The organism is Lactobacillus sp. ESL0233 (assembly GCF_003692995.1).
Lineage (GTDB): Bacteria > Bacillota > Bacilli > Lactobacillales > Lactobacillaceae > Lactobacillus > Lactobacillus bombicola.
On the sequence record NZ_REHH01000006.1, the window covers coordinates 205,057 to 222,961 of the forward strand.

Below are 17,905 nucleotides of genomic sequence, written 5' to 3' on the forward strand. Positions count from 1 at the left end.
TATGCGTACACCAATTATTGCTGGTAACTGGAAGTTGAATATGAATCCTGAACAAGCTGTTGCATTTGCGACTGCTGTTAAGGATAAGTTACCCCAAGCAAGTAAAGTTGAATCCTTAATCTGTGCTCCAGCTGTAGACCTTGATGCTTTACAAAAAGCAGCCCAAGGTTCTGATTTACAGATTGGTGCAGAAAATACCTACTTTGAAAATGAAGGTGCTTTTACGGGTGAAACTTCACCTAAAGTACTCAAAGAAATGGGTATTAACTACTGCATTATTGGGCATTCAGAACGTCGGGATTATTTCCACGAAACTGATGAAGATATTAACAAGAAGGCCAAAGCATTATTTGCCAATAACATTACCCCAATTCTTTGTTGTGGTGAATCACTTGAAAAGCGTGAAGCTAATCAGCAAGAAGAATGGGTTGTTGGTCAAATTAAGGCTGCCTTAAATGGTTTGACTGCAGACCAAGTTTCAAGCTTGGTAATTGCTTATGAGCCAATTTGGGCTATTGGTACTGGTAAAACTGCAACATCAGATCAAGCTGAAGAAATGTGTAAAACCATTCGCGATACAGTTAGAGATCTATATGATAATGAAACTGCTGAAAATGTTCGCATTCAATATGGTGGTTCAGTTAATCCTGCTAATGTTAAGGAATTAATGGCTAAACCAAATATTGATGGTGGTTTAGTTGGCGGAGCCAGCTTAAAATCAGATTCATACTTAGACTTAGTTAATTACCAAGACTAAGTTATAAAATCTAAAAAACAGCTATTGCATAGTGTAATAGCTGTTTTTTTATTGAAATACTGGGTAATAATAAAGTAATTAGTATAGATAGTAAAGTATATTTTTACTTCCTTTTTTTAATTTTTTTTATAAAGTTGCTGCTTGCAAGGTGCAACCAAGGCCTCAATAATGATAAATTTCTTTTTAAGAAAATACTATATTAACAGGCTTTAATTAAGTAGCCATAATTATGGTGGCACCACATGGTCCAAATGTTTGGTGATAATGTGATTATATGATTAAATTAAATAATAAAAAAATAAAAATTAATAAAAGTGAGGTTTGAAAATGAAAAAAATATTTTTTTCAATGATTGCTACTTTAGCTGTTTTATTGACTTTTCCATTTTTAATTCATAATAAATATACTGATTATTTTAACCCTTTACTAAAAACGGAAATTTCTTATGCTCAGGTGCCTAAAAACACACAAAAATATTATAATGTTCAAGCTGTTAATAAATTAGGCAAGAAGTTACCTTACAAATTAAACTTTGTTGGTGGCTATGATGCCTCAAAAGAGTACATTGCGATTCAACATAAAGGGCAGTATGTCAAACTAGTTGACTATATTGCAGGAAAACAAATGCCTATGGAATGAATAACTAAAGATACTATAGTGAATATTGTCTTTAATAGGTCCAAGAAGTAAAAGGGCGTATTATGACTGTTATTAAGCAAATTAGGTTATGAATGCCAGTAATTTTATTGTATCTTTTTGATTACTAATATGACTGTTTGTTTACTATAACCTTACATCTAAATTTTGTGGTCCAATTGGCTTGTATCGCAAATTACCTGTGGTATAATCCTAAGAATAATAAAAGTTTATTAGGAGATAAAAAATGAAAAGTAATAAAATTTTAACTGTATTGGCAGCTGCTGCAATTGGTGTTTCTACTGCTACTAGCCTAGGTGCTACGCAAGTCCAAACATCTCATGCGGCTGCTGAGCAAGCTAAGACGGTTAATCCAAGTAAACAAGCTAAAGCAGTTAAAGTTGCCTTTGGTAAGTCATATACTTTCCCTAAAGAGTGGGCTGGTAAATGGTATAGTAATGATCTTTTACGGATGGAGCCATTAGATTTTCATAAAACTGGATTAGGGTCACCAAGAAGTGGTGAATATGCTAAAGCAGTTACAAGTGCAAAATTAAAGGGGACTAATAAGTATCCATGGCAAATGTCTGCTGATTGGCAAGCTAAGAATGCTAAAGAATTAAATAAGTACGTTCGTGTAAGTAAAAAGAAGGTAAACGGCATTGACTGGATTATTGTTACTCCAGTTGGTAAAAAGTCAATTGATAATGGTTTTGCTTTTGCGGCTAGAACTGAAAAACTTAATGGCAAAAAGGAAACTGTTATTTTTGAAGCTAATCCACATGTTGGTGCAGCTACCCAACAATATTTCCGTACTAAGGAATTAGCTGATAAGTATGGTAAGCACCAATTTAAGAATATGGAATATAGTAAATGGGTTTTGCTTAGATCAAAAAACAAATAAGTTAGTTAAATAGTTATTTAGGGTCTTACTACTTAAGTAAGACCCTTTTTGTTTGTGCGAATTATAAGAAACTAAAGATAAAATATTTATTAAGTAATTGAAAGTAAAACAAATCCGCTCCTAGTTTTAGTAACTCTGTGGAGCGGAAATTGTAATGGAGCTAATTTTATTTGTAGCGGTAAATTAGTTAAAATTCACATTATACCGCGGACCAATTGGTGGAAAGGTAGGCAAGCGTAAGGGAGTTGTGTGCCATTGAGTAAAAAGGGTTGCGCATAAGAGGATAAAGGGGACGTCTTCTGGACGTGAAATTTTACAAGTTAGCACCACGCCGATTTTAACCATAGTGGTTTGAACAGTAGCAATTTTTTTAACGCCAGTTAAAAATTTATAACGCCCATTTTTGATATTACCAGTGACAAGGTAATTTAACCTTGTAATATAAAAAAGATTGGCCAGGCTATTATTCAGGTGCTTGACCTTAACCAGCGAATGATTGACCACATCAATTGTAAAAGAGGAGATTAACCCATTACCATCAGCATATAAGCGGCCAATTTCTGTTCCATTTACCGTTTTTAAATATAGGGTATGATTAGGATTATTCAAGTTACCTTCAATAATGTAGCGAATTTTGCCATTTTCATTGGCGACAGGAATTTGCCCATATTCTTGTCGTTGATTGAGTTCCAATAAATAGCGCATAACGACTCCTATTCCTTAGCATTTGCGCTAATAAACTTCCTTAATATATAACCGACACCATGATCATCATTTGATTTAGTAGTTACTTGGGCTATTTCTTTAATTTTAGGAACCGCATTGCCCATTGCTACACCGACGCCTGCATCACGAATCATACTTAAATCGTTTAGATTATCTCCAATAGCTGCAACTTCTTCCCGCTTGATTTTTTTCTTGTGGGCATAATCAAGTAAAGCTGGTCCTTTTTGTGCGTGAACATCATTGATTTCAATATTGACGGGACCGCTAGAAGTAATTGCTAGGTCGCCTAAGGCAGCAATTTCTTGTTTGGCTTGCGTAAATGCCTGTTGCCCATTAGCATTAAAAGAAATAATTTTCATGACTTCGATTTGCGGATCATTTAAAAGTTTGGCAAAATTAGCTACAAATTTCATGCTTAACATCGCATTACTCCCAGCAGCAATTGCTACGGCCTTTTTAAAAGTTAGTTCAGCGTTTAATTGCATCAATGATCGTGCTAAATTAGCAATCCGCTGGCTCGTGTCCGTAGAATAAATTTGATCGGCAGTTACAAGTTCATAATAAAGTTGATGTCGTTCTAAAATAGCGGCAATTTGCTTAGCCTTTGATTGAGGAAGGGCATGTTTGACTTGTAATTGGTCATTAGCATCATAGACTAAGGCGCCATTAATATTGATAAAACCGGTCTGTAACCCATATTTTCTAATTGCTTGACGTGATTGTTTAGGTGAGCGGCCAGTTGCTATTAAAAATTCAATATTATTTTGTTGGGCTGCTTTAATTGCAGCGATATTTTCGGCGGAAATGTCTAAACTACTGTTGAATAGTGTTCCGTCAAGGTCACAAGCTACTAATTTAATCAAGGTTAAATGTTCCCCTTCCTAATAATTCTATAAGGTAATAAATATTCTGTCTATTAAGATTATATTTGCTAAAGAAGCGCTAAAATTATTCAGCTTCTTTTCAATAACAATTAATTTCATGATACCATAAAAGCTAATGAAAGCGAGGACGTTTTACAGAATGAAAAAATATATCGGCAATGACTGGGATCAAGTTTTAGCTCCAGTATTTGCTAGTAATGAATATCATAAGCTGCATGAATTTTTAAAAGTAGAGTATGCAACTAGGCAAATTTTTCCAGATATGTACCATATTTTTACCGCTTTTAAATTAACCCCTTTTACTAAAACTAAAGTAGTAATTCTTGGTCAAGATCCATATCATAACCCTGGTCAAGCAACTGGGCTGAGTTTTGCCGTAATGCCTGGCATCTCGTTACCGCCATCATTGGTTAATATTTACCGTGAATTGTATGATGACGTTGGCTGTGCTCCAGTTAATCATGGTTATTTAAAAAAATGGGCTGATCAAGGTGTTTTACTGCTTAATGCCGTTCTAACCGTGCCTTTGGGTCAGGCAAATGGTCATCAAGGTAAAGGTTGGGAGCAGGTGACGGATGCAGCAATTAAAGCACTTAGTGATCGCGGAAAAGTGGTCTTCATTTTATGGGGAAGATACGCTCAAAATAAGATTAATTTAATTGACCAAAATCGTAATTTTGTGATTAAATCAGCTCACCCTAGCCCATTGTCAGCCAGCCGTGGTTTTTTTGGGTCCAGGCCATTTTCACGTTGTAATGCTGCTTTGAAAAAATTTGGGACAGGTCCCATTGATTGGCAGCTACCCGCAGAAATTAAACAGATAGACTTAGCATAAGGAATGAAAAATGAGTATTTTTACATTATTAGAAGACAAATTAAAAAAAACGGGCGTAAAATATCGCTTAGTGTTTCCTGAAGGAAATGAGCAAAAGGTTCTGGAAGCAGCCAGTAAATTAGCTGAGGGATCAATTGTTGAGCCAATCTTATTAGGTAATCCCCAAAAGATTATGACTACTATTAGGAGTAGCAAGTTAACTTATCCGCAACCAAAAATTATTGATTATCAGCATGATTCAGCAATTAGTGAATTAGTACCAGCCTTCATTGCTGCTCGCGGTAAAGAGGTGGCTGAGGCCGATGTGTTACGAGCACTGAATGATGCTAATTATTATGCAACAATGCTAGTCAAATTAGGTAAAGCTGATGGAATGGTTTCTGGAGTTGCTCATTCTACAGCCGATACTGTCCGACCAGCTCTACAATTAATTCATACAGCTGCAGGGATGAAGCGAGTTTCTGGTAGCTTTATTATGGAACGTGGAGCAGAAAGATATATTTTTGCAGATTGTGCGATTAATCCTGAACCTGATAGTAAAACCCTAGCTGAAATTGCCTATCAGTCAGTTGCCACTGCTCGTATGATTGACCTTGAACCCCGGGTAGCTTTTTTAAGTTTTTCAACTAAAGGTTCAGCTAAGGGGACTATGGTTGACCGCGTAGCGGAGGCTTATCAAATATTTGCTCACAATCACCCCAATATTCTTGCTGATGGGGAATTGCAATTTGATGCAGCCTTTGTACCTGAAGTGGCTAGAAAAAAAGCGTCGACATCTCCGCTTAAAGGGCGAGCTAATATCTTTATTTTCCCAGAATTACAGTCAGGTAATATTGCTTATAAAATGACGCAGCGGTTAGGAAATTTCACAGCAATAGGACCAATTTTGCAAGGAATTGCGCAACCCATTAATGACCTTTCAAGAGGTGCTAGTAGTCAAGATATATATAATATGGCAATATTAACTGCTGCTCAAGTAAGTGCAGAGGGTGAGTAAGATGAAATTAACTGTAAATTCGGCAGCTGAAATGAATAAAATCGGTGCAGCTATCGCTCTAACAACTAAGCCACATGATCTCTTGCTTTTAAAAGGTGATTTGGGTGCAGGCAAAACGACGTTAACGCAAGGAATCGGTCGTACTCTTGGAATTAAGCGACCAGTAAAGAGCCCAACTTTTACAATTGTTCGGGAATATCGCGAGGCATGTCTGCCCCTTTTTCATATGGATTTTTACCGTTTAGAAAACGACGATTTGTCCTCAATTGATCTAAATAGTTATCTAGCTGAACCTGGCTTAGTTGTGATTGAATGGCCCCAAGTGATTAAAGCGCAATTACCAGAGTATGCTTTGCAATTGACTATCCGCCGTGTTGATGATCAGTGGGATTCGACTAAAAGAACGGTTGAATTTGAAGTGCAGGGTGAGCGTGCTAAACAATGGTTAGCGGATATTTTAGTGCAGCTTAAATCCATTAGCTGAAGCTTAAATTTTTAGCTTTAAAATATTTTATTAGTAAAAAGAGTTAGCATTGGTCAGTGCTAACTCTTTTAAATATGGCCGATTTCTAGCCTTTATACTTGTTCAACTAAATTCTTAAGTGCCTCGTCGCCAAATTGCTTATTTTGGGCAATCAAAATTCCCGCACAAGCTTCACTGTCGCTTAAGGCATTGTGATGATGCCATAGTTCAACTTGAAGTGCTTTAGCTACAGTATCCAATTTATGGTTTGGCAAATCAGGCTCAAATAACTTACTAGTTTTAAGTGTATCAAGAACGAAATAATGCGGTTCGGTAATATCATAACGTGCTAAGCTTTTACGCATGACATTAGTATCGAAACGAGCGTTATGTGCACACACTAACATGCCAGGTTGGTATAAGTCTTTAATTTGAGGCCAAACTTCAGCCATTGTTGGTGCTGTTTTTACTTCATCTGCGGTAATATCATGTACTTGAATATTACGACTGTCAAATGGCATTTGTGGATTAATCAAGGTATAAAAGCGGTCGATAATTTTATTATCTCGCACCATTACAAGTGCTAGGGAACAAGCACTTTCAGGCTGCCGATTGGCAGTTTCAAAATCCATAGCAATAAAATTCATTTTTTCTCCTTAAATAATTAATTTTAGTATAACATAGAGTGAAGCAAATGCCTTAATGCGGTAAAATAGAAAAAGTATTATAAAGGGGATTTTAACGGTGGAGTTATTTAATATAGAACAAGCAGGAACAAAAATTAAGAAACAAGTTCCGCTAAGCAAATATACTTTTACTAAAACAGGTGGTCCAGCAGAATATTTAGCTTTTCCGCAAACTATAACTGAATTAAAGGAACTAGTACGCTATACATTTAAGAATGATATACCCTTAACAGTAATTGGTAATGCATCTAATTTAATTATCCGTGATGGTGGAATAGATGGTTTAGTGGTTATTTTAACTAAAATGAACCAAATTAAGGTTGCAGATAAGCAAGTATCAGCTCAAGCTGGTGCACGTATAATTGATACTGCTTTTACCGCAGCTGAACATGGTTTAAGTGGGCTAGAGTTTGCCGCTGGGATTCCTGGTAGTGTAGGTGGAGCTGTCTTTATGAATGCAGGAGCCTATGGTGGAGAAACTTGTGCAGTAGTGAAAAATGTAAAAGTTTTGACACGCAAAGGTGAGTTTAAAGTATATTCTAATGAAGAAATGAAATTTGCTTACCGACACTCACTTATTCAGGAAAATGGTGATATCGTAATAGCTGCAGATTTTACTTTAAAAAGGGAAACTAAAAGTAAAATTTTAGCTGATATGAATTATTTAAATGCCTTGCGTAAGTATAAACAGCCACTAGAGTATCCGTCATGTGGTAGTGTTTTCAAACGACCAAAAGGTCATTTTGTGGGCCCAATGATTATTGAAGCTGGCTTACAAGGTAAGCAAATTGGGGGGGCACAAGATTCCATGAAACATGCTGGTTTTATTGTAAATAAAGGCAATGCCACTGCTACTGATTATTTGAATTTAATTCACTTGATTCAACGTGTAATTAAAGAAAAGTTTAAGCTGGATTTACAAACTGAAGTTAGAATAATTGGGAAACCCACTGAATAAAAAAGTAAATCTCTAATAGTGGAAAGGAGCAGAGATGAATTTTAATGTTAGCAACATCTTTACTTGGAATAACTTGTCAATTATTCTTGACGTATTAATCATTTGGTTCTTAGTTTATCATTTGGTTATCTTAATTAGGGGTACTAAGGCAGTTCAACTAGCCAAGGGTATCGTCTTAATTTTTATTGTCCGCATTATCGCAGGTGTTTTACAGCTGCACACGACAACGTGGTTGATAGATCAAATTGTTTCTTGGTCAGTCATTGGTATTATTATTATTTTTCAACCTGAAATACGTCGTGGACTTGAGCATTTAGGACGATTACCAATTTTTGGTGAGCGCGAAGATAGCGAGCGTAATGAATCGCTTAGGTTTATTAATGAACTTGATAAGGCTATCCAGTACATGTCCAAAAGGCGGATTGGTGCCTTAATTACCTTGCAACAAGAGACTGGGCTTGATGATTATATCGAAACAGGAATTAATTTAGATGCTCGTGTTACAGGTGAATTATTAATTAATATTTTTATTCCTAATACTCCACTACATGATGGGGCAGTGATTATTAATCAAGACCATGAAATTGCGGTCGCAGCGGCTTATTTACCTTTATCAGATAGTACGATGATTCCTAAAAGACTTGGTACTAGACACAGAGCTGCTGTAGGTATTTCGGAAGTAACTGATGCAATTACGATTGTAGTATCTGAAGAAACCGGTGGCGTAACTATTACTCGTAATGGGCGGCTACTTTTGGATATTAGTCGGGATGAGTATATGAAGTATTTAACTGCCGCGCTTGTTCCCAAGAAAAATAATAATGAAAAATGGTATCAAAAGGCTTTACGTAAAATTTGGAAATGGGGTGCCGACCGATGAAAGAATTTTGGCGCAAAGCATGGTTCATTCGTTTAGTCTCACTTTTAATTGCTATTTTACTGGTGATTTATGTAAATTATACTCAAAGTGGATTTTGGACACAGGGGCAGCCTGAACGGACTAAACAAACTGCTAATAAAACGCAAACTATTAAAGTTCCTTTGCAAGTTTCGGTTGACACTGATAAGTATTATGTGATTGGTTATCCTGAAAAAGTTAGTGTTACTTTAGAAGGTTCGACGGCTTTAGTTACATCAATGGTCAATACCCAAAACTTTCGGGCATATATTGATTTGACTAATAAAGATATTGGTCGGCATACGGTTAAAATAAAGATTACTGGAATGAGTAAACAGGTATCATATTCTGTTAATCCTAAAACAGTAAATGTGAATATTCAACGACGAAAATCTACCACAATGCCTATACAAACAGAGTATAATAAAGGGGCAGTCGCTCGTGGATATAGGTTAGGGGATGTTAACATTTACCCACAAGAAGCTGAAGTAACCGGTGCTCGTAGTGAAGTTGACCAGATTGATCAAATAATAGCTAAAGTAGTTTTACCTAATGGTATTGATCATACCTTTGAACGGCAAGTCAGTTTGATTGCTGAAGATCATAAAGGACGCCAACTCAACGTAGTCATCGAACCGGCAACGGCTAAGGTAATAATTCCAATCACAATTGCTCAAAAAATGGTAAAAGTTGAATTACAACCAATGCATGAAAAGCAAAATAAATTATACTCGATTAGTACTAGAAGTAATTATGTTACTTTGTTTGGGACCGAAGAGGCTTTGACTAAAGTGAAACACTTGAAAGTACCGCTTGATTTAAGCAAGATTAACAGTTCAACGACTAAGTTAGTGAAGTTAAAATTGCCTCAAGGTATAGTGAAGGCTGATCCGAGTCAAATTAGTGTGGATCTAAAAGTCGAGAATACGAATAATGAAAAAATTAAAGGTAAATAATGGATAAGGAAGGTTGTTTATAAAATGTTGAAATATTTTGGTACAGATGGTGTTCGTGGCGTAGCTAATCGAGATTTATCTCCTGAGCTGGCATTTAAACTAGGACGTGATGGGGGTTACATCTTAACTAAGAATACTAAAAATGAACAGGCGAAAGTCTTAGTTTCAAGAGACACTCGGGCTTCCGGACAAATGCTTGAATATGCTTTGATTTCAGGATTACTTTCAGTGGGAATTGAAGTATTAAAAGTTGGTGTAATTACTACTCCAGGTCTATCATATTTAGTTAGAGCGCAAGGAGCTGATGCTGGCATTCAAATTTCAGCCTCGCATAATCCAGCTGAAGATAATGGTATTAAATTTTTTGGTAGTGATGGTCTAAAATTATCCGATGAGATGGAGGAAGAAATTGAAAAATTAATTGATAATGAAAAAGATGCCTTACCACGTCCATCAGCTACAGGACTAGGTTCGGTAACTGATTTTCATGAAGGTAGTGCCAAATATCTGCAGTTTATTGAAAATACTATTCCTGAAGATCTCAACGGTATTAAAGTAGTTATTGATGGCGCTAATGGAGCGGCAAGTAGTTTAATCTCACGCTTATTTGCTGATTGCGGTGTTGACTTTACCACCATTGCTACTCATCCTAATGGCTTAAATATTAATGACCATGTTGGTGCCACACATACTGAAAAATTACAAGAAGAAGTGGTTAAGCAAAAGGCTCAATTAGGCTTGGCCTTTGATGGCGATGCTGATCGCTGTATTGCTGTAGATGAAAATGGTCACGAAGTTGATGGTGATCACATTATGTATATTTTAGGTACTTACATGGAAGATAGTGGGCGCTTAAAAGATGATACAATTGTGACTACTGTAATGAGCAACTTGGGATTTACAAAAGCTTTAGAAAAACATGGTATTAAGAATGTACGTACGCAAGTTGGAGATCGCTATGTTTCCGAGGAAATGAGAAAGCATGGCTATAACTTAGGTGGTGAACAATCTGGTCATGTAATTATGAGTGATTATCATAATACTGGGGATGGGATGCTAACTGGGTTACAGTTAATGCTAGTAATGAAAAAAACGGGTAAGTTACTGACTGAGTTATTAAAAGACTTTAAAGACTATCCTCAATGTCTAGTAAATGTTCCAGTTACTGATAAACATAGTTGGGAAAATCATCAAGCGATTGTTGATGTAATTAAGAAAGTTGAAGCAGATATGCAGGGAGATGGCCGGGTAGTGGTTCGTCCTTCTGGCACACAATCATTATTACGGGTAATGGCTGAAGGTCCAACACAGGAAATAACCGATGCTTATGTAAAGCAAATTACTGATGTAGTTGAAAAAGAGATGGGTATTTAAATTTTATAAAGTGATAAAAAAGCAGACCAAACACTGAGAAAATGTGTTTGATCTGCTTTTTATTTTTAGATTAATATAAAAATATTGCATTTAGTATATACCAATTTAGATAATTTAACTTGACCATCTTTAATAAAAAGGCTATTATTCCTTTTGTTACAACTAATATTTAAACAAAACCAATTTAACAAAATTAAATATACCAAAGGAGAATAATATGTGTGGAATTGTTGGTCTCGTAGGTAAAGAAGCAAAAGAAATCGTGCTAAATGGTCTAACTAAGTTAGAGTACCGCGGCTATGATTCTGCCGGAATCTATTTGAATGATTTGGCGGGTAATGAATATTTGACTAAGACTACCGGTAGAATTCAAAATTTAAAAGAGCAAATGCAAACAAAAGAGCAAGGATTAGTAGGAATTGGGCACACTCGCTGGGCTACACATGGCGAACCTACTGATAACAATGCTCATCCTCAATTTGATCAAATGAAACGCTTTTATATGGTTCACAATGGGGTAATTGAAAATTATCAGGAAATAAAAGATAAATACTTAAAAAATGTAATTTTTAAATCAAATACGGATACTGAAGTTATGGTTCAATTAATCAGTAAAATTGTTCAAGAACAGGAGTTAGATACCTTTAGTGCACTAAAACAAGCTTTGAATTTAATTAGGGGTTCATATGCAATTTTATTAGTTGATAATAAATATCCTGATCATATCTATATCGCTAAAAACAAGTCGCCGTTAATGTTAGGTTTAGGCCATAATTTTAATATTATAGCTTCAGATGCTCTTTCAGTTTTGGATCAAACAAAAACTTTTATTGATATCCAAGATGGTGAAGTTGGTGATATTACTAAAAATAACTATAAATTAGAAACACTTGATGGAAAAGCGGTGGCACATCAGTCATATCAAGTTAATATTGACCCTAATGCTGCAAGTAAGGGAACTTACGAATTTTATATGTTAAAAGAAATTTGTGAACAACCAACTGTTTTACATCATTTGGCACAAACTTATCTCGATCAGGCTGGTACACCTCAAGTTGATCCGAAAATTACCACTGGTCTATCTCGTGCTGATCGTATTTATATTTTTGCTGCAGGTACAAGTTATCATGCAGGTCTAGTTGGCAAAGAAATTATTGAAGAATTGACAGAGATACCGACCGAAGTTGCTTTTGCCTCAGAAGCAGGATATCATTTTCCAATCTTATCGCAGCATCCTTTCTTTATTTTTCTTTCGCAATCTGGAGAAACGGCTGATTCTCGGGTGGTTTTGCAGGAAGCAATAAAGCGTAAAATTCCTTGTTTAACTTTGACTAATGTTCCCAATTCAACTCTAGCCCGTGAAGCTAATTATGCAATGTCGCTTGAGGCGGGGCCAGAAATTGCAGTAGCTTCAACTAAAGCTTACATTGCTCAAATTACAGTTGAAGCCATTTTGGCTAAGGCTGTAGGTGAGAAGTTAGCTAAAAAAAGAGCGAAAGATTTCTTGTTAAAAGAAAACCTTGCCTTGGCTGCTGAAGGAATTGAGCAGGTTCTTTCGACCCAAGATAAAATTGCTCAACTAGCCCAAAAATATTTAGTATCATCGCGTAATGCATTTTATATTGGACGGGGAATTGATTACCCTGTTGCTTTAGAAGCAGCATTAAAATTAAAAGAAGTTTCGTATATTCAAACAGAAGGTTTTGCAGCTGCAGAATTAAAGCACGGTACGATTTCATTAATTGAACCCGGTACGCCGGTAATTGCATTAATCAATGATCCATTAACTGCAGATTTAATGCGCGGAAACATTCAAGAAGTTATTGCCAGAGGGGCAAAAGTAATTACTATTGCTAGTCAAAGTTTGGCTAAAGCTAATGATGATATCGTTTTGACTAATCTTAATTATTATTTAAGTCCACTTATTTCTGTTGTAGCGGTACAGTTATTTGCCTACTATACTTCTAAAATAAAAGGACTAGATGTTGATAAACCAAGAAACTTAGCTAAAAGTGTTACCGTAGAATAAAGTATATCTAAATAAAAAGAAAAGGTCGTAAGTAATTACGACTTTTTGTATAATGAAGCTAATAATGCTAAAAAGTGGGAGGAAAAAATTTTGGCAATTAAAATAATTGCAGTTGATTTGGATGGAACTCTGCTCACAAGTAATAATCAAATCTTGCCTGAAACTGAGAGAGTATTAAAGCAGGTAAGTCGTCAGGGAATTAAAGTTGTTTTAGCAACAGGTCGTCCTTTATCTGGTGCAATGCCCTATAATCGACAATTAGAATTAATGGGAAAAGACCAATATGACATTGTTTTTAATGGTGCAGTAATTCAAGACTTAGCTGGTAACATTTTAATGAATCAAAAGATGGGCTATCAAGATTTTACTAATATGTTACGTTTACAACGTTTAGCTCATGTGAATTTACATTTTGAAACGCCTGATTGTTTTTGGACCTGTGATCGTGATATAGGAACTAACTTGGCAAATAACGGTGCAGTTACTAACAATATGATTAAAATTAGACGACCAGAAGAAATTCCGCAAGCTTTTTCTTTTAACAAAATTGGTTTCAGTTTAATTGATGATCTTCAAGAAATGGACAAGCTATGGAATAATATTCCTGAATGGGTATTTAAGAAGTACGATGTAGTAAGAAGTTTTGCAGAAATCATTGAAATCAATGATAAGATTGCTTCTAAGGGTAATGCTTTAATCCAATTAGCTGATCGCCTTAAAATTCAGCAAAAAGACGTGATGATTTTTGGCGACCAGGGTAATGATATTTCAATGTTTTCTAACCCCAACTTTAAAAAAATAGCGATGGGTAATGCTATCGAATTAATTAAGGATAAAGCTGATTATGTAACTGATGATAATAATCATAATGGAATTGCTAAAGCAATAAAAAAATTTGTTTTGTAGTAAAATAAAGTAGAGTTGATTATTATGGTAGAAAAAAAGATAGAACATAATGTTTCAGAAGCTGAGTGGGAAGTAATGCGGATTATTTGGACCCTTGGTGAGACTCATACTGGTGACGTGATTGAACAACTGCAAACAAAAAAGCATTGGTCAGAATCAACAATCAAGACTTTAATGGGACGTTTGGTCAAGAAGGGCTTACTACAAACGCGCAAAGATGGGCGACGGTTTGCTTATTCGGCGACAGTTAGTCAAATTGAAATGATGATTAAGGTGACTAACCAATTAATGGATCATATGTGTGATATGCATAAGGGTCAGGTATTGATTGAAATACTAAAAGGGCTGCCCCTATCTCAAAGTGATATTGCAACTATTGAAAATGAGCTTATTTTAAAAAAAGCCCATGCACCTAAAATGGTTCCTTGTAATTGTTTAGCTTCAGGTCAACACAATTGTTAATCAAATTAATAATTAGGAGGTTATAAATGAGAAGGTTTGGCAGTATTTTAATGCGTTTGGTATTTACTGTTTTGTTATGTGTATCAGGATTTTTGTTACTGGAAAGTCCAGTAATTATGGCTGTACCTAATGTCCCGCAAATGGCTAAAACACTTATTCAAAAGAGTATTGACCAATCAGATAATGATAGTTTTAAAGGTACATATCGGTTGGCTAAGGAATTGGGCGTAGAAGATAAAATTCTAGAACAATTGCCGCGCAAATACCACCAAAATATATCTTATGTTAGTATGTATAACCTTAGTGTTACCTATCGCGAAAATGGAGAGTTAACCGCAAAAAATTTAGCTCTACCAGCTAATAACAAAGTACAAGAAGCAGCAAATTATGTAATTATAAATAACATTAATGATAACCTTAAAAAAAATAAAAAAGATGTTAACCAAACTATTGCTATCTTTCATTATTGCTTTTTTGGTTTGATTATTCTCTTTGCAATTGCTATTATCCTTGTTTTATTTGGTAAATGGTGGGCATCAATTGCTATTTTGTTAGCTACTGTTGGCTCTTTTGGAGCCTTACAGTTCTACAGTAATAATGTTTTGCATAATTTACAAATGCAATATCATGGTATCACGTTAATCACTTCGTCTGCACTTTGGTTAGGCTTAGCCATCGGGTTGGTTGCTCTGATTCTCTGGCCACCAATTTTGAAAATTACGAAAAAAAATGAACATGATAATTAAAAATGTTAAATGATTAATTAGCTAAATAACCGCTAGTCTTAAAGACTAGCGGTTATTTTGTTGCGTTTTTAAAAAATTCAAATTCAGGCTATTTGTGCGGGACTAACTTAAATTAGCAATAATTACTTAGTATAATTTGGTGCTTTTTTAGTAATTTGGACATCATGGGGGTGAGATTCACGTAGTCCTGCATTAGTAATACGTATAAATTGTGAATTTTCCCGTAAATCAGTGATTGAAGCAGCACCAACGTAGCCCATACCTGAACGTAAGCCCCCAAGAATTTGAAAAATAATGTCCGAAACATCGCCTTTATAGGCAACCCGAGCTTCCACTCCTTCTGGCACGAGTTTATTAGCTTCGTTAACACCACCTTGGAAATAACGGTCAGATGAGCCGTGAGATTGGGCCATTGCACTAACTGAACCCATCCCGCGGTATGCTTTATATTTTTGCCCATTACTTTCAAAAATTTCCCCCGGTGCTTCAGTTGTACCTGAAAGCATACTGCCAAGCATTACCGCATTTCCACCTGCGGCTAGGGCCTTAACAATATCGCCAGAATATTGCATACCACCATCTGCAATGATTGGTTTATGATATTCTTGCGCTGCAGTAGCCGCATCGTAAATAGCAGTGATTTGGGGTACGCCAACCCCAGCGACTACCCGAGTAGTACAGATTGAGCCAGGGCCAATTCCTACTTTAACAACATCAACACCTGCATCAAAGAGGGATCTGGTTGCATCACCAGTTGCAATATTGCCAGCGATTAAAGTAGCTTGAGGGAAATGCTCTCTAATTTCTTTGATTTTACGAAGAACACCTGCTGAATGCCCATGGGCGGTATCAATAACAATTGCATCGGCGCCATTTTCAAGTAAAGCAGTAGCGCGTTCAAAGGTATCACTAGTAACTCCAACGGCAGCAGCTACTAGCAGATGATTGTTTTGATCAATGGCTGCTTTAGTAAAATTATTTGGGACAACGACATTTTTAACATTGGCAACTTCACTGGCTTGAGCTGTAATTGACATGTTCTTATGAATTACTCCCAACCCACCTTGTAAAGCAATTGCGATTGCCATGGCACCTTCTGTTACAGTATCCATTCCGGCGCTAATAATAGGAATGTTTAGCTTAATATTTGGTGCTAGTTGCGTGTGAAGATCAACCTCATTAGGTAGAACGTTACTTTCAGCAGGAATTAATAAGACGTCATCAAAGGTTAAACCTTCTTTATTAAATTTCGTTGACCAATTTGACATTTAGTGCACTCTCCTTACTTAGAATTATTAAAGTTAAATTGATTACACTTTACTAGGGAATTGCATGGCGGTCAAGTGTTAATTTTTAATAAAATTAAATTTTTATGTAATCCGAACAAAAAAATAGTTTTTATTTTTATTGTAAACATTTAAGCGAAGTGATATTATTTTTTTAAGTTAAAAATAAGTAGTTATATTTCTTGTGTTAAGTTGATTATATTTGCTGAAAAGCAATTATTTATAGTGCTTATTTAGGTATAAATAATAAATTTAAGAAAAAGAAAGAGGAGCAAATGAATAAAGAATTGACCCGTGAATTTATTGCTGGTTTACCTAAAGCCGAACTACATGTTCATATTGAAGGAACGCTTGAACCAGAATTAGAATTTACCTGTGCGCAACGTAATCAAATTGATATTCAAGCTAAGTCACCGGCTGATATAGATCATAGCTATGGTTATGGTCTAACGGAATTCTTGAAGGCCTATTACCGGGGTATGAAAGTTTTGCGTACTGAACAAGACTTTTATGAAGTAACTTGGTCCTTTTTACAAAAGATGGCTCAAAGTAATGTTAAACATGTTGAGTTGTTTTTTGATCCTCAAGCCCATACTACTAGGGGGATTGCTTTTGAAACTGTGATCGAGGGAATTCACGCCGCAATTGGGGATGCGCAAGCTTTAGGAGTTGATACGCAATTAGTCATGTGTTTTTTACGTGAGCTTTCCAAACAATCGGCATGGGAAACCTTAGCATCAGCTAAACCATATCATGAAAAAGGTTGGATTATTGGGGTGGGGCTTGATTCAGCTGAACACCATAATCCGCCTTTAAAATTTATGACTGTCTTTGATGAGGCACAGCGACAAGGATATTTTTTGACCATGCATTGTGACCCTAAGCAAGTTGACTCGGTTGAGCATGTTAAGCAAGCTCTTGAAATTATTGAAGTTGATCGGCTCGACCATGGTATGAGTATAGTGCAAAATGCCGATTTAATGGAATATTTAATTAGTCAACAAATTGGGATTACCGCTTGTCCAATTGCTTATTATTATACTCGTAAGGATATGGAGCAAAAGGCTATTATGGAATTGTTTGCTAAAGGTGCTGTAATCAGTCTTAATTCTGATGATCCTTCATATAAGGGCGGCAATTATATTAATGACGTTTATTACAAGTTTGGTCAAAAATGTGGTTGGGGTGAAGATGAGATTGTACAAATAGCTCGGAATTCTTTCCAGAGTGCGTGGATTAGTCCTGAAGCTAAAGCTAGCTATTTGCAACAGATTGATGCTTATTTACAAAATTTAGGTTAAAGCTAAAAAAGGTTATTCTAACTAAGAATAGCCTTTTTTATAAGCAATTTTGTTTACATTTGTCATCATATCCGGTATATTTAACTTAATTTACAAATGTA

General features: G+C 35.7%; 19 protein-coding genes. 15 read left to right on the forward strand and 4 right to left on the reverse strand.

Annotation, left to right across the window (positions count from 1 at the left end; all coding sequences use genetic code 11):
• Position 1 precedes the first annotated feature (1 nt).
• The 3 genes from tpiA (at position 2) to F5ESL0233_RS02630 (ending at position 2,297) form a co-directional block, all read left to right on the forward strand.
• On the forward strand, positions 2-757 hold the full coding sequence (gene tpiA, locus F5ESL0233_RS02620; RefSeq protein WP_122058595.1) for a triose-phosphate isomerase: 756 nt from the start codon (positions 2-4) through the stop codon (positions 755-757).
• A 327-nt stretch (positions 758-1,084) separates the two neighbouring features.
• Positions 1,085-1,396 (forward strand): YxeA family protein, encoded by a 312-nt coding sequence (locus tag F5ESL0233_RS02625; RefSeq protein WP_090093113.1) that lies wholly within the window; start codon positions 1,085-1,087, stop codon positions 1,394-1,396.
• A 244-nt stretch (positions 1,397-1,640) separates the two neighbouring features.
• Positions 1,641-2,297, forward strand: coding sequence for a hypothetical protein (locus F5ESL0233_RS02630; RefSeq protein WP_122058597.1), 657 nt, complete (start codon positions 1,641-1,643; stop codon positions 2,295-2,297).
• Positions 2,298-2,480: 183 nt separating this feature from the next.
• Here the strand turns inward: F5ESL0233_RS02630 and F5ESL0233_RS02635 are convergent, their stop codons facing one another.
• A complete protein-coding gene (locus F5ESL0233_RS02635) occupies positions 2,481-3,002 on the reverse strand; it encodes a hypothetical protein (protein WP_090093116.1) in 522 nt (173 codons plus the stop codon).
• Between the two features lie 8 nt (positions 3,003-3,010).
• Positions 3,011-3,886 (reverse strand): Cof-type HAD-IIB family hydrolase, encoded by an 876-nt coding sequence (locus F5ESL0233_RS02640; protein WP_118897984.1) that lies wholly within the window; start codon positions 3,884-3,886, stop codon positions 3,011-3,013.
• Positions 3,887-4,046: 160 nt separating this feature from the next.
• On the opposite strand from F5ESL0233_RS02640, the gene F5ESL0233_RS02645 reads away from it, so the two are divergent.
• From F5ESL0233_RS02645 to tsaE, 3 genes are read left to right on the forward strand one after another with little or no spacing between them, the layout of a single operon-like run.
• The gene (locus F5ESL0233_RS02645; RefSeq protein ID WP_090093120.1) at positions 4,047-4,742 is read left to right on the forward strand and encodes a uracil-DNA glycosylase; all 696 of its coding nucleotides are present in this window, start codon (positions 4,047-4,049) and stop codon (positions 4,740-4,742) included.
• A gap of 10 nt (positions 4,743-4,752) precedes the next feature.
• Entirely contained in the window at positions 4,753-5,739 is a 987-nt protein-coding gene (gene pta, locus F5ESL0233_RS02650) for a phosphate acetyltransferase (protein ID WP_122058599.1), read from the forward strand.
• A 1-nt stretch (position 5,740) separates the two neighbouring features.
• Complete coding sequence (gene tsaE, locus F5ESL0233_RS02655) at positions 5,741-6,223, forward strand: tRNA (adenosine(37)-N6)-threonylcarbamoyltransferase complex ATPase subunit type 1 TsaE (RefSeq protein WP_090093123.1); 483 nt, start codon at positions 5,741-5,743, stop codon at positions 6,221-6,223.
• 92 nt (positions 6,224-6,315) lie between these two features.
• Here tsaE and F5ESL0233_RS02660 read toward each other — a convergent pair whose 3' ends face one another.
• Positions 6,316-6,849: a 3'-5' exonuclease gene (locus F5ESL0233_RS02660; protein WP_090093124.1), complete on the reverse strand. Its 534-nt coding sequence runs from the start codon at positions 6,847-6,849 to the stop codon at positions 6,316-6,318.
• A 97-nt stretch (positions 6,850-6,946) separates the two neighbouring features.
• Here F5ESL0233_RS02660 and murB point away from each other — a divergent pair, with 97 nt between their 5' ends.
• From murB to F5ESL0233_RS02700, 8 genes are all read left to right on the forward strand, one after another.
• On the forward strand, positions 6,947-7,846 hold the full coding sequence (gene murB, locus F5ESL0233_RS02665; RefSeq protein WP_122058601.1) for a UDP-N-acetylmuramate dehydrogenase: 900 nt from the start codon (positions 6,947-6,949) through the stop codon (positions 7,844-7,846).
• A gap of 34 nt (positions 7,847-7,880) precedes the next feature.
• Positions 7,881-8,726: a diadenylate cyclase CdaA gene (gene cdaA / locus F5ESL0233_RS02670; protein WP_090093127.1), complete on the forward strand. Its 846-nt coding sequence runs from the start codon at positions 7,881-7,883 to the stop codon at positions 8,724-8,726.
• Positions 8,723-9,700, forward strand: a complete 978-nt coding sequence (locus F5ESL0233_RS02675) for a YbbR-like domain-containing protein (RefSeq protein WP_122058602.1) — start codon at positions 8,723-8,725, stop codon at positions 9,698-9,700. The genes cdaA and F5ESL0233_RS02675 overlap by 4 nt, the downstream gene beginning before the upstream one ends.
• A 24-nt stretch (positions 9,701-9,724) precedes the next feature.
• On the forward strand, positions 9,725-11,074 hold the full coding sequence (gene glmM, locus F5ESL0233_RS02680) for a phosphoglucosamine mutase (protein ID WP_090093131.1): 1,350 nt from the start codon (positions 9,725-9,727) through the stop codon (positions 11,072-11,074).
• Positions 11,075-11,291: 217 nt separating this feature from the next.
• Positions 11,292-13,103 (forward strand): glutamine--fructose-6-phosphate transaminase (isomerizing), encoded by a 1,812-nt coding sequence (glmS, locus tag F5ESL0233_RS02685; RefSeq protein ID WP_122058604.1) that lies wholly within the window; start codon positions 11,292-11,294, stop codon positions 13,101-13,103.
• Between the two features lie 90 nt (positions 13,104-13,193).
• A complete protein-coding gene (locus F5ESL0233_RS02690) occupies positions 13,194-14,009 on the forward strand; it encodes a Cof-type HAD-IIB family hydrolase (RefSeq protein ID WP_090093250.1) in 816 nt (271 codons plus the stop codon).
• Between the two features lie 24 nt (positions 14,010-14,033).
• A complete protein-coding gene (locus tag F5ESL0233_RS02695; RefSeq protein ID WP_090093134.1) occupies positions 14,034-14,471 on the forward strand; it encodes a CopY/TcrY family copper transport repressor in 438 nt (145 codons plus the stop codon).
• Between the two features lie 26 nt (positions 14,472-14,497).
• Entirely contained in the window at positions 14,498-15,217 is a 720-nt protein-coding gene (locus F5ESL0233_RS02700; RefSeq protein ID WP_122058605.1) for a hypothetical protein, read from the forward strand.
• A 122-nt stretch (positions 15,218-15,339) separates the two neighbouring features.
• Here the strand turns inward: F5ESL0233_RS02700 and F5ESL0233_RS02705 are convergent, their stop codons facing one another.
• Positions 15,340-16,485 (reverse strand): IMP dehydrogenase, encoded by a 1,146-nt coding sequence (locus tag F5ESL0233_RS02705; protein ID WP_122058607.1) that lies wholly within the window; start codon positions 16,483-16,485, stop codon positions 15,340-15,342.
• 293 nt (positions 16,486-16,778) lie between these two features.
• On the opposite strand from F5ESL0233_RS02705, the gene add reads away from it, so the two are divergent.
• Positions 16,779-17,804: an adenosine deaminase gene (add, locus tag F5ESL0233_RS02710; protein ID WP_122058609.1), complete on the forward strand. Its 1,026-nt coding sequence runs from the start codon at positions 16,779-16,781 to the stop codon at positions 17,802-17,804.
• Positions 17,805-17,905 lie beyond the last annotated feature (101 nt).